Origin of the sequence: Collinsella sp. AF15-51, from assembly GCF_003462845.1 — a bacterium.
GTDB lineage: Bacteria > Actinomycetota > Coriobacteriia > Coriobacteriales > Coriobacteriaceae > Collinsella.
In genome coordinates, this window is record NZ_QRYG01000017.1 from 1 (window position 1) to 12609 (window position 12609).

11 protein-coding genes are annotated in these 12609 nt (G+C 58.8%); 8 read left to right on the forward strand and 3 right to left on the reverse strand.

Annotated elements, in window-relative coordinates:
- Positions 1 to 26: 26 nt before the first annotated feature.
- Positions 27 to 431, forward strand: coding sequence for a transposase (locus DWW51_RS08020; protein ID WP_231501618.1), 405 nt, complete (start codon positions 27 to 29; stop codon positions 429 to 431).
- 515 nt (positions 432 to 946) lie between these two features.
- On the opposite strand, the gene DWW51_RS08030 is transcribed toward DWW51_RS08020, so the two are convergent.
- From DWW51_RS08030 to DWW51_RS08040, 3 genes are read right to left on the reverse strand one after another with little or no spacing between them, the layout of a single operon-like run.
- Positions 947 to 2803 carry an ABC transporter ATP-binding protein gene (locus tag DWW51_RS08030; RefSeq protein WP_117774137.1) on the reverse strand — a complete coding sequence of 619 codons (1857 nt, stop codon included), beginning with the start codon at positions 2801 to 2803 and terminating at the stop codon, positions 947 to 949.
- Positions 2803 to 5169 (reverse strand): ABC transporter ATP-binding protein, encoded by a 2367-nt coding sequence (locus tag DWW51_RS08035; RefSeq protein ID WP_117774138.1) that lies wholly within the window; start codon positions 5167 to 5169, stop codon positions 2803 to 2805. Before DWW51_RS08035 ends, DWW51_RS08030 begins: the two co-directional genes overlap by 1 nt.
- Positions 5166 to 5615 (reverse strand): MarR family winged helix-turn-helix transcriptional regulator, encoded by a 450-nt coding sequence (locus DWW51_RS08040; RefSeq protein ID WP_117646257.1) that lies wholly within the window; start codon positions 5613 to 5615, stop codon positions 5166 to 5168. Before DWW51_RS08040 ends, DWW51_RS08035 begins: the two co-directional genes overlap by 4 nt.
- Before the next feature lie 551 nt (positions 5616 to 6166).
- Here DWW51_RS08040 and pflB point away from each other — a divergent pair.
- The 7 genes from pflB to yihA all read left to right on the forward strand — a co-directional run bounded on the left by pflB (position 6167) and on the right by yihA (position 12574).
- Positions 6167 to 8218 carry a formate C-acetyltransferase gene (gene pflB / locus DWW51_RS08045; RefSeq protein WP_117758359.1) on the forward strand — a complete coding sequence of 684 codons (2052 nt, stop codon included), beginning with the start codon at positions 6167 to 6169 and terminating at the stop codon, positions 8216 to 8218.
- An 85-nt stretch (positions 8219 to 8303) separates the two neighbouring features.
- The gene (grcA3, locus tag DWW51_RS08050) at positions 8304 to 8555 is read left to right on the forward strand and encodes an autonomous glycyl radical cofactor GrcA3 (RefSeq protein ID WP_055252439.1); all 252 of its coding nucleotides are present in this window, start codon (positions 8304 to 8306) and stop codon (positions 8553 to 8555) included.
- A gap of 438 nt (positions 8556 to 8993) precedes the next feature.
- Positions 8994 to 9848 carry a DegV family protein gene (locus DWW51_RS08055; RefSeq protein WP_117637022.1) on the forward strand — a complete coding sequence of 285 codons (855 nt, stop codon included), beginning with the start codon at positions 8994 to 8996 and terminating at the stop codon, positions 9846 to 9848.
- A gap of 187 nt (positions 9849 to 10035) precedes the next feature.
- Positions 10036 to 10854: a pyruvate formate-lyase-activating protein gene (gene pflA, locus DWW51_RS08060; protein ID WP_117648282.1), complete on the forward strand. Its 819-nt coding sequence runs from the start codon at positions 10036 to 10038 to the stop codon at positions 10852 to 10854.
- Between the two features lie 50 nt (positions 10855 to 10904).
- Positions 10905 to 11126 (forward strand): hypothetical protein, encoded by a 222-nt coding sequence (locus DWW51_RS08065; RefSeq protein ID WP_117648281.1) that lies wholly within the window; start codon positions 10905 to 10907, stop codon positions 11124 to 11126.
- Positions 11127 to 11204: 78 nt separating this feature from the next.
- A complete protein-coding gene (gene mtnN / locus DWW51_RS08070) occupies positions 11205 to 11945 on the forward strand; it encodes a 5'-methylthioadenosine/S-adenosylhomocysteine nucleosidase (RefSeq protein WP_117654956.1) in 741 nt (246 codons plus the stop codon).
- Positions 11946 to 11983: 38 nt separating this feature from the next.
- Positions 11984 to 12574 carry a ribosome biogenesis GTP-binding protein YihA/YsxC gene (gene yihA / locus DWW51_RS08075; RefSeq protein WP_006234871.1) on the forward strand — a complete coding sequence of 197 codons (591 nt, stop codon included), beginning with the start codon at positions 11984 to 11986 and terminating at the stop codon, positions 12572 to 12574.
- Positions 12575 to 12609: the final 35 nt, after the last annotated feature.

Below are 12609 nucleotides of genomic sequence, written 5' to 3' on the forward strand. Positions count from 1 at the left end.
TGATTGGTTGTTGAGCGTTGGTCAAAATGGTTGTTTTTACAGTAGCGCTAACAGACGAGACCTACGCGTGCCTGCTCACCGTGCCCGGCATCGGGCCGAGGACGGCGGCGCAGCTCGCGGTATCGGTCGACATCGCGAGGTTCCCGGACCACGACCACCTGGCCTCGTACTGCGGCATAGCCCCGAGGGTGAGGAGCTCCGGCACGTCGGTGAGGTCGGTCAGGGCGTCCAGGCGGGGCGACGCGAGGCTCAAGTCTCTTCTGATCTTCTCGTGCAACAGCCTGGTGAGGTCGTCGGGGCGCTACGGCGAGTACTACCGGGCCTGCAGGGCGCGGGGCATGGGGCACGGGCGGGCGCTCAAGGCCGTCGCGAGGAAGCGGCTCAGGGCGATATACGCCGTGATGCGCGACCGGGTGCCCTACCGGGAGTAGCGTCGAAGGTTGACAAAACTATAGGAACACCCAATGACTACCTTTCAAACCTGGCAGTTGGGGACGTTCCTTATGTGCTGGCACTCGGGGAAACTCCTTGCGCCAGCGGACGCGGTTTGCTTGCTGGTATTGCCAGATTGTTGGGCGTTCTCCAAGCCCTGTGGGCAAAAAATGCCAAATATGAGTACTGTTGCTGCTGTAGTGCCATATTGCTCCCACAAAATAATGGACATAAAGTAAATATGTTCATTAACGCTAGTACATATAAGCCTGATACAGAGCTGATTGAGCAATGTGGAGGTGCATACAAGCTACAAGAGCGGTGTTTTGGGTCGTTTTGGATGTTACTAAAAAAGTAACAGTACTCATATTTGCCATTTTTTGTCCACGGGGCCTTGAGGGAGGGCGTCAATCAGGTCCCAGGGGAGGCGGTTCGAGGGCTGCAAAACAAAAACGGGGACGCAGATTGTCCTGCGTCCCCGTTCTAGGGCGTTATTCGTTCCCTGCGGCAGAATTTACGCCGCTTCGTCGAACTGCGAGTTGTACAGGTCGGCGTAGAAGCCGCCCTGGGCGAGCAGTTCGTCGTGTGTGCCCTTCTCGACGATGTCGCCGTCGCGGATCACCAAGATCACGTCGGCGTTACGGATCGTGGACAGGCGGTGCGCGATGACAAAGCTTGTACGGCCTTGCATCAGCGCATCCATGGCGCGCTGAATGAGCTCCTCGGTGCGGGTGTCCACGTTGGAAGTCGCCTCGTCTAGAATCAGCGCCGGGCGGTCGGCCAAAATGGCACGGGCGATGGTCACGAGCTGGCGCTGACCCTGCGACAGGTTAGTGCCCTCCTCGTTGATCATAAAGTCGTAGCCACCGGCGAGCGTATGGATAAAGTGGTCGCAGCGTGCGGCGCGTGCGGCGGCCTCGACCTCGGCGTCGGTCGCATCGGGGCGTCCGTAGCGGATGTTCTCGCGGATGGTGCCGTTAAACAGCCAGGTGTCCTGCAGCACCATGGCAAACTCGCCGCGCAGCGCCGCGCGGTCCCAGTCGCGCACGTCGACGCCTTCGACGCGCAGCGAACCGCCGTCCACGTCGTAAAAGCGCTGCAGCAGCTTAATGAGCGTGGTCTTGCCGGCGCCGGTGGGGCCGACGATGGCAATGGTTTGGCCGGGCTGCGCCTCGCAGCTAAAGTCGTGGATGATGGTCTTGTCGGGCGTGTAGCCAAACTTGACATGGTCGAACTCCACGTGGCCGGGGCGCTTTTCGGGAATCTGCGCGTCGGCCTTTTGCTCCTCCTCGGGCGCGGCCAGGAACTCAAAGACGCGCTCGGTGGCAGCGGCCATCGACTGCATCGTATTGCTCACGTTGCCCAGTTGCTGTACGGGTTGCGTAAAGTTGCGAACGTACTGGATAAAGCTCTGGATGTCGCCGGGCGTGGCATTGCCGGTCAACGCGAGCTGTGCGCCCACCACGACGACGCCCACATAGCCCATGTTGCCCACCAGGCTCATAAGCGGCATCATCAGGCCCGACAGGAACTGCGAGCGCCAACCGCTCACAAACAGTCGGTCGTTTTGACGGTCGAACTCCTCGATCGAGGCCTCGGCGCGGTCGAACACCTGAATGACGTTCTGGCCGGCAAAGTCCTCCTCGATAATGCCGTTGACGGCGCCCAGAACCTGCTGTTGCTCGCGGAAGTACGGCTGCGAGAAGTGAATCATCACGACCAGGATTATCGCGGCGGCCGGCAGCGTGAGCACGGTGACGCCGGTGAGCGGCAGGCTGATCGACAGCATCATGACGAGGACGCCGATAATCTGCGTCACCGACGTGATGAGCTGCGTCACGCTCTGGTTGAGCGACTGGCCCAGCGTATCGACGTCGTTAGTGATGCGGCTGAGCACGTCGCCCTTGCTGTGTCCGTTAAAGTAGCTCATCGGAACGACGGCGATCTTGGCGGCGATCTCCTTGCGCATGCGATAGCAGATCTTTTGCGTGACGCCGGTCATGAGCCAGCCTTGGATCAGGCTGCAAACAGAGCTCGCCAGATACAGGCAGAGCAAAAAGCCGAGCGTCTTGGCGATCCAGTCAAAGTCAACGTCGCCGGTGCCGTTGACCTTGGCAACCAGACCCTCGAATAGCTTGGTGGTGACCTGGCCGAGTACCTTGGGTCCCACGATATTAAAGACGACCGAGCACACGGCAAAGGCGACGGCGGCAAACACGGCAATCTTGTGCTGGCCGATATAGCCGAGCAGCTGCCTCATGGTGCCCTTAAAGTCCTTGGCCTTTTCGCCGCGACGCATGCCGCCCATGCGGCCCATGGGTCCACGCTGGCGGGTGGGCTTGGGAATCTGAGTCTTGGTTTCGTCTGCCATTAGCGCTCGCCTCCTTCCATAACGGCTTCAATCTCTTCTTGGGTAAGCCCCAGCTCCTCGGCGGAAAGCTGTGACTGTGCGATCTCCAGGTACGCCGGGCAGCTGTGCAGCAGCTCCTCGTGCGTACCGGTGCCCACCACGTGGCCGTCGTCGAGCACGATGATCTGGTCGGCGTGCATGATGGTCGCGATGCGCTGGGCCACGACCACGAGTGCGGCGTCGGTAACGTTTTTGGCCAGCTCCTCGCGCAGGCGAGCGTCGGTCTTGTAGTCGAGTGCGCTAAACGAGTCATCGAACACCACGACCTCGGGCTTTTTGGCCAACGCGCGGGCGATGGCCAGACGCTGGCGCTGACCGCCCGAGACATTGGAGCCGCCCTGGCTGATGGGGGAGTCGTAGCCGCCCTCGCGCTCGGCGATAAAGTCCTCGGCTTGGGCGATGCGTGCCGCCCGGTGCATGTCATCATCGCTCACCATGTCGCCGGCAAATTTAAGGTTGCTCTCGACGGTGCCCGAGAACAGGCGACCCTGCTGCGGGATGTAACCAATGCGGCGGCGCAGCTCGGAAAGGGTCATGTCACGCACGTCGATACCATCGAGCGAAATGCTGCCACCCGTGACGTCGTACAGGCGCGGAATCAGCTGCACGAGCGTGGACTTGCCCGAGCCCGTGGAGCCAATGATGCCGAGCATCTGACCGGCGTGCGTGGTGAAGTTCACGCCGCTGATGACGTCGGCGCGGGCAGCGGGATACTGGAAGCTCACGTCACGGAAGGTGAGCTCACCGCGCGGCGCGCTGGCAGCAGGCAGTTTGGGCGAGGCAGGGTCGTTGATGCTCGTGGGGCAAGTGATGACCTCTTCCACGCGCTCGACCGCGACCTCGGCGCGGGGCAGGATGACCGAAACCATGGTGAGGATCATAAACGCCATGACGATTTGCATGGTGTAGGAGATAAACGCCATCATGTTGCCGACCTGCATCACGCCGTCGGACACGCCCTGCGCGCCAAACCAGACGATGAGCACGGTGATGCAGTTCATGACGAGCATCATGAGCGGCATCATAAAGCTCATGGCGCGGTTGGTGTAGAGCTGCGTGGTCATCAGATCGAGCGAAGCCTTGTCAAAACGCTCGAGCTCATGTTCCTCGCGGTTGAACGAGCGGATGGGCATAAGACCGTCGAGCAGCTCGCGGGCGGTAAGGTTCACCCGGTCCACAAAGCTCTGCATCTTTTTGAACTTGGGCATGGTGAGACCCATAAGCACGCCGACGACGGCCGAGACCGCGATGATGGCCACGGCGATGGTCCACTCCAGGCCGGTATGGTTGGCCAGGACGCGCGTGACGGCGACGATGCCCATGACGGGGGCCATCAGACACATGCGGATAAACAGGGTTGCGGCCATCTGGATCTGCTGAATGTCGTTGGTGCAGCGGGTGATGAGCGAGGCCTGGCTAAACTTGCCCACCTCGGCCGGCGAGAAGTGCATAACCTTGTTGAAGGTCTCGCGGCGCAGGTCGCGGGCGATGGAGCAGGCGGTGCGCGAAGCCACGGCGCCGGTCAGGATGGTGGCGACGAGCGACACGAGGCACAGCCCAAACATCGTGGTCGCCATGCGGCCCAGGTAGGCGTTCTGCACGTCGGCGGGGTCGATGCCTTGCGCTTTGTACTCTTCTTGTACGTAGGTCACGGCGCGCTGGGTGACGATGGACCCCGACATGGAGCCCATTTTATCTGCCATTTCGTTGGCGCTTTCGACGAGCTTGCTTTGGTCTACCAGACCGCCTTCGATGCCCAGACGCAGGCTCTTCATGGTGATCTTACCGCCGTCTGCATCAATCTGCTTTTGCATGTTCTGGGCCGCCGTGGCCTTCTGCTGCATCTCGGCGAGCTGCTCGGGCGTCATCGCCGCCATTTGCTCGGGCGTGGGCATGGCCTGAGCGGCGTCGCTGTCTTTCTCGCTGGACGTGCCGGTCATGTCGCCCATGGAGTCGGCGTCGATGCCTTGGTTGAGCGAAAGGACGACGGTCTCGGGCAGGCTCATAATGTCGGCGAGCTTGCTGCCGTCGGCGCGCTCGTCCTCGGTGCCCTTGTACGTGCGAATCCCGTTTTTGTCTGCCTTGCCAAACGCAGCCTCTACCGTCTTGGCGTCTTTGGCGCTCATAAAGAGTTCGAGGTCGTCGAGCGATTCGGAGCGGATGGTGTCGGGCACGGGCGAGGCGATGCCGCCTTGCTGCACGCCCACGTCGACGATGTCGCTCATATAGGTAGGCAGCGCCAGATCGGCGTTGCAGCTGATTACGATAAGTACGATAGCTGCGAACAGTGCCAGGACATGCTTTTTAAAGAGCTTGAGAATCCTCACTCGGCATCTCTCCTTTCTTGGTTGCGGTCGATAATTTCGTTGGCACGTCTTAGAAGGCGCACCATCTCTTGGGTATCTGTTTCGCCGAACTGCTCAAGGAAGGCCGCGGTGCGGTCCTCGAATTCCCGACGCTTGATCTCGAGATCATGGAATCCCTTGTCGGTCACCGTGACGTGTACGCGACGACGGTCGGTCTTTGAGTGCTCACGCTCAACCCAGCCCTTGGCTTCGAGAGCGCGTAGGATATTGGCGATGCGGGCGCTCGAGACCCAGGCACGATTGGCGAGTTCGCTCGGCGTGAGCGAGCCGCCAGCGAGCATGAGAGCGCGCATGACGGCCATCTCGCCGCCGAGAGCTTTGTCCGCAAAGCGCGAAATGCGCTGATGCATGCTGCCAAACTCAGTTAAGAGTTGACGCCCAAGCTCATGGAAATCGGTATCTTCCACCGAAAACCCCTAACACTAGAAACTATTTTCGGTGGAAGATGATACCCCTGCACGCGCACCCTATACGGTAGATTTTTGGGACATGTCTAGAAAACTACCTTTAGGCGACCTCCGTGCACCGTCGGTACCAGCAAAGTTAGGGGTAGATCTCTAGGCATGTCCCAAAGCCTACTCAGAGGCACTTTACCCTACTAAAACTGGCATAACAGCTAGAGTGAACGTCGTACAAAGGCAAGGAAATATACCAAACAAATCGGTGAACGGTAGTTGCTCGCGCTCGCATTTCCTGCGGATTTGTTAAAAACGCCCTAATGGTATAAAAAAAGAAACATATAACAGCCCTGATGAAGGGGGTGGCTATGTTATCCTTCTCAAACGGGTGAAATCTTGGGTTTTGGGTTGCAGTTCCAAGGTGGACAAACGTTTTTCCCTGTACCAATGTGTGGTGAAGAACGGAAGAAGCCGGTAGTGCAAGCCGATAATTCAAGAATTCAATAAGCAGCGGTGTGAGAGAGCGCCGCATTACACGTAACTAGGAGCGTGGTTACACAATGCAGGAGGCATGGGAAGGCTTCAAGGAAGGCATCTGGACGGGAGAGGTTGACGTCCGAGACTTCATCCAGAAGAACTACACCCCCTACGAGGGCGACGAGTCGTTCCTCGCCGGCCCGACCGAGCGTACCAAGGAGCTGTGGGGCGAGGTTCTCGACCTGCTGCTCAAGGAGCGCGAGCAGGGCGGCGTCCTCGATATGGACACCAAGACCGTCACGGGTATCGTGAGCCACCCCGCTGGCTACATCGATAACGCCCATCGCGACAAGGAGACCATCGTCGGCCTCCAGACCGACAAGCCGCTCAAGCGCGCGCTGCACGTCAACGGCGGTATCCGCATCGCTTGCCAGGCTGCCAGCCAGCACGGCTACAAGATCGACGAGAACGTTGTCGAGCGCTACACCTTCGAGCGCAAGACTCACAACGCCGGCGTCTTCGATGTCTACACCCCCGAGATGCGCGCCTGCCGCTCGGCCCACATCATCACCGGTCTGCCCGATGGCTATGGCCGCGGCCGCATCATCGGCGACTACCGTCGTGTTGCCCTGTACGGCGTCGACTACCTGATCAAGGACAAGGAGGCCCAGAAGGCTTCCACCCCGACGGTCATGACCGCCGACAACATCCGCGATCGTGAGGAGCTGCAGGAGCAGATCCGCGCCCTCGGCGAGCTCAAGATGATGGCCGAGACCTATGGTTTCGACATTTCCAACCCTGCTACCAACACGCAGGAGGCCATCCAGTGGATGTACTTCGCCTACCTCGCTTCCGTCAAGGAGCAGAACGGCGCCGCTATGTCCATCGGCCGTACCTCCACGTTCATCGACATCTACGCTGAGCGCGACCTTGCCAACGGTACCTTCACCGAGGAGCAGATCCAGGAGTTCGTGGATCACTTCATCATGAAGCTCCGCATGGTCAAGTTTGCCCGTACCCCCGAGTACCAGGCCCTGTTTACCGGCGATCCGCAGTGGGTCACCGAGTCCATCGGCGGCATGGGTGTTGACGGCCGTACGCTCGTTACCAAGATGAGCTACCGCTACCTGCACACGCTCGAGAACATGGGCACCAGCCCCGAGCCCAACATGACCGTTCTGTGGTCGACCCGTCTGCCCGAGAACTTCAAGAAGTTCTGCGCCAAGACTTCTGTCGCCAGCTCCTCGATTCAGTACGAGAACGACGACCTCATGCGCGTCTACCACGGCGACGACTACGGCATTGCCTGCTGCGTGTCCTCCATGCGCATCGGCAAGGAGATGCAGTTCTTCGGCGCCCGCGCCAACCTGGCCAAGTGCCTGCTGTACGCACTCAACGGCGGTGTTGACGAGGTCTCCAAGAAGCAGGTCGGCCCCAAGTATCGCGCCGTCGAGGGCGATACGCTCGATTACGACGACGTTGTGGCCAAGTACAACGACATGATGAAGTGGCTCGCTGGCGTGTACGTCAACTCGCTGAACATCATCCACTACATGCACGACAAGTATTGCTACGAGCGCATCCAGATGGCTCTGCACGACAAGCACGTGCACCGCTGGTTCGCTACGGGCATTGCTGGCCTTTCCGTCGTGGCTGACTCCCTGTCCGCCATCAAGTACGCCAAGGTCCACCCCGTCCGCGACGAGAACGGCATCATTGTCGACTTCGAGACCGAGGGCGAGTTCCCCAAGTACGGTAACGACGACGACCGCGTCGACCAGATCGCTCACGACGTTGTGCACCAGTTCATGGAGTACATCCGCATGAACGACACCTACCGCAACTCCGTGCCCACGACCTCGGTTCTGACCATCACCTCCAACGTCGTGTACGGCAAGAAGACCGGTTCTACGCCTGATGGCCGCAAGGCTGGCCAGCCCTTCGCCCCGGGTGCTAACCCCATGCACAAGCGCGATAGCCACGGCGCCATCGCTTCGCTGTCTTCGGTTTCCAAGCTCCCGTTCCGCGATGCTCAGGACGGCATCTCCAACACCTTCTCCATCATCCCGGGTGCGCTCGGCAAGGAGGACCAGGTGTTCTTTGGCGATATCGACCTTGATCAGCTGGGCGAGTAACTATTGTTAGTGCTATACTAACAATAACGATTACTGATTAGTGCGCCGGTTTCGGCCGGCGCCTATCGATCGAAGGAGACACATTATGAAGGTTTCTGAAGTTTCCGAGACTCAGGCCGATAACCTGGTCCACATGCTCGACGCTTACGCCGAGAAGGGTGGCCACCACCTGAACATCAACGTCTTCAACCGTGAGACGCTGCTCGACGCTCAGGCTCACCCCGAGAAGTACCCGCAGCTGACCATTCGCGTTTCCGGCTACGCCGTGAACTTCCACACGCTCACCAAGGAGCAGCAGGACGAGGTCATTTCGCGTACCTTCCACAACAAGTTCTAAAGGGATTTAACTCCCGCAGGATCGCCGGGGCTGTTTGGGCTACCTCCCAAAACGTCCTCGGACATGCAAGAAGCCCTCGCTGCGCACTTCGTGCGGCGAGGGCTTCTTGCGTCCTGCGGAATATTTTGGGAGGTAGCCCAAACAGCCCCGGCGGGGTCCTGTGTAGTTACCCTTTAGGCGGAACTCTCCTAATGGGTTGAGCGTTCTGGATTCTTGCTTGCTACCGTTTATCGCGTATAGCTACCGTTTGCGGAATAAGTAACACTCCTTAATAAACCGTGTAGAATCTCAGATAAGCACGGAGTTTTCCAGGGAGACGCTGTCCTTTGTTGTGTGCAAGGGGCGGCGTCTCTTTGGCGCTTGGAGGCCGTTCTGCAGCAGGGCGGCGGACGTGCGTCACATATTCAAAAGCCAACGTCGAGATGGGTTGTGATGATAATGGGCAAGTACGTAATCGTGGTTGAGTCTGGTTCGGATGTGACGCCGGAGCTCTGCGAGCGCTATGGCATCGTGCGCGTGCCCATGCATGTCACGATTGGTGACGAGACCGTCGAAGACGGATCGATCGACCCGCTTGAGATTTACTCGCGCTGCAACGAGTTTGGTGTGATGCCCAAGACCAGCGGTTGCTCGCCGGCGGATTTTGCGCATGTGTACGACCGCATCCACGCCGAGCGGCCCGATGCGACCATTTTGCATCTTGCGTATTCCGAGGTTACGACCTGCTCGCATCAGTCGTCGAAGATTGCGGCAAAGGGCCGCGATTACGTCTTCTCCATGGATACGCGCTTTGTGTCGGTGGGCCAGTCGCTTGTCGCCGTTGAGACCGCCAAGTATATCGAAGCCCATCCGGACGCCACCGTCGACGAGATTTTCGCCTTTACCAATTCGGTGATGGACCGCGTGCTGCTGGGCTTTGTTCCTACGGACCTTGCCTTCCTTAAGGCGGGTGGTCGCTTGTCCAACGTCGCGTTTCTTGGCGCCCATCTGCTCAAGATTAAGCCCTGCATTGAGGTAACGGGTGGCAAATTCGTGGCGACCAAGAAGCTCCGCGGCTCTATGCTCAAATGTGCCCGTGCCTTTATTGACCACATGGTTGCGAAGGGCGATATTGATTACTCGCACATTGGTTTGGCGTATTCAGTGGGCCTTTCCGAGGAGCTGCGCGACGATATGGAAGTCTATGCGCACGACCTGGGCTTTAAGGACGTTACCTGGACTCAGGTCGGCGGCGTCATCTCGAGCCACTGCGGCCCGACCGCCTTTGGCGCGGTGCTTACGCTTAAGGCGTAGGGCCTGGCGTCTATCGATTTCTATTGCTTCGGCGGCGAGCGGGTTGTGACAACCTTCCCGCCGCTTTTGCGTGGAGTCAAATAGGACGATCAAATTGACCGCTAAACCGTTTCGCCATCAGGCGTATGGGCTAGAATGGCTCTGGCATTTTAATTGACAAAAACCAAAGAGAGGCAAGGTTGCGGGAATGGCTGAGATGACGCTTGAGGGTGTGGATGCTCATCCCGAGGACTCTGCGTATGCCCTGGGTCGCGTGCATTCGATCGAGACGATGGGAACGGTCGACGGTCCCGGCATCCGCTTTGTAGTGTTTGTTCAGGGTTGCCCCATGCGTTGTGCGTATTGTCACAATCCCGATACCTGGTCTGTTAACGGCGGCACGATGGTGACCGTCGAGCATCTCATGGACGAGTTCCAGAGCAACCATGAGTTCTACCGTAGCGGCGGCATTACCGTTTCGGGCGGCGAACCGCTCCTGCAGCCCGAGTTTTTGGCCGACCTGTTCCGTGCAATGCACAACAACCCCGATGGCCGCGTACACACCTGCCTAGACAGCTGTGGCTATGCATTTGATCCCAAGCATCCGGAGAAGTTCGATGCTGTTCTCAACGAGACCGATATGGTGCTGCTCGACATCAAGCATGCCGATCCGGTTGAGCATAAAAAGCTGACCGGTTGCGATCCTGCGCGCATCCTGGCGTTTGGCGATGAGCTTGCCCGTCGCAAGATTAAGGTTGTTATTCGCCACGTGGTGGTGCCGGGTATCACCGATACGGCGGAGGAATGCGAGAAGCTCGGTCGCCTGATCGCTCCATGGCACAACGTGGTGGGCCTGGAAATGCTGCCGTATCACACGATGGGTGTCGTCAAGTACGAGCAGCTGGGTATTCCCTATAAGCTCGAGGGCGTGCCCCAGATGGATACCGCGCGCATGCCCGAGCTGCGCAACGCCGTCATGGCCGGCATGAAAAAGCGCCGTGCGGAACTCAAAAACGCCATCGGCTAGCGAGCCATTTTCGCTCCCCAAGGGCACTCATTGGGGACAGACATAAATGAGTGCGCGATGGCATTGCGGACGACCAAGCTTTGGTGCGCAACAAGGCCGGCTGGATCAGCGAGGCAGGTTGCAATGCGACGTGCGATGCTGGCCTCATTGATGTTGACGGCGACACCTACATTATGAGCATCATGACATCGATGCCATGGAGCGACCATTCGAGTGAGGTTGTGACTGCCATCGCCAAGGCGCTCTATGATACCCGCGCTACGCTGGCTTAGCGTGTTCGTTTGGCGAGGTCAAACAAAATGCTGGTACCATACCGTGGTTGAGTATTTCGTATAGGTTTGGGGAATGGCATGGCTACCATCGCGATTATCGGTGCGCTCGAAAAAGAGATCATGCAGATTAAGGAAGAGTTGAGTAACGTTTGCATGGTACAGGAGGCGGGCTTGAACGTTGTGGCCGGCGGGCTCGACGGACTGACAGTTGTCGCCACAACGGCGGGCATGGGTACCGTGAACGCTGCCGCCGCAACACAGCACCTCATTAGCAAGTATGCTCCGCAGGCTGTTGTGTTTTCGGGCATTGCAGGCGGTTTGAACCCCAAGCTCCATATCGACGACGTAGTCATTGGCAAACGCCTGCGCTATCTGGATACCGATACCGCGCTTATCGCCGAGTCTGCACCGGGGCTCGAGGAGTTTGGCTCGACGCCTGCGCTGGTCGATATTGCTGCCGATGTGCTTGCTGAGCGTGGCTTTGTCAATGCTTCGACAAATGCAGCCGCTTCGAACGAGGGCACCAAGCAGTTCCTGGTCGGCACGATTGCCACGGGCAACCGTTTTGTGACGGGTGCCGCCATGCGCAACGACGCTATCGAGGCGACGCATGCCGATTGTGTTGGCATGGAGGGCGCGGCGATTGCCCATGTCGCAACTAAAAATGGTGTCGATTGCCTGGTGTTGCGCGCTATCAGCGATAATTGTGACGAGGCGTACGATGCGATTTGCGACCGTGAGTTCGACCTGTTCGAGTATGCCCGTACCGCGAGTGGCATTACGCTCGATATCGTCCGCCGCATTGCCGCTGCGCAATAGCGCGTCTATTTGTAAGAACCTACGACCAAGGAGTGTCCATGGCCGATTCCATTAACTACCAGCTTGCCAAGTTCGTCGCCAGCTACGGCAAGGTTTCGCAGATTCCCGAGTCCACCTGCCCCGAGGTGAGCTTTGTCGGCCGCTCCAACGTGGGCAAGTCGTCGATTATGAACAAGCTCTTTGGCCGCAAGAACCTGGTCAAGGTTTCCAGCACGCCGGGCAAGACGAGCAACATCAACTTCTTTGAGGCCGACGACGTGCATTTCGTGGACCTGCCGGGTTACGGTTTCGCCCGTCGCTCCAAGGCCGAGCGCGACCGTTGGGCCGAGCTCATCGGCGACTTCTTCGACTCCGAGCGCAGCTTTAACTTGGTCGTCTCGCTGGTGGACATTCGTCACGACCCCAGCAAGCTCGACCACGACATGATTGACTACCTACAGGGCAACGAGTTCAACTTTATCGTCTGCCTCACCAAAGCCGACAAGCTCAGCCGCACCCAGCAGGCCCGCCAGGCAGCAGCCATCAAAAAGCAGCTCAACGTCCCGGCCGAGAATGTAATCATCACGAGCTCCCAGACCGGCACCGGCATCGACGAACTCAAAAAGCGCATCGCCGAGGCCTGCCTCTAATCGGGCAGCATCCCCTCAAAAGCTCTCATCTATAT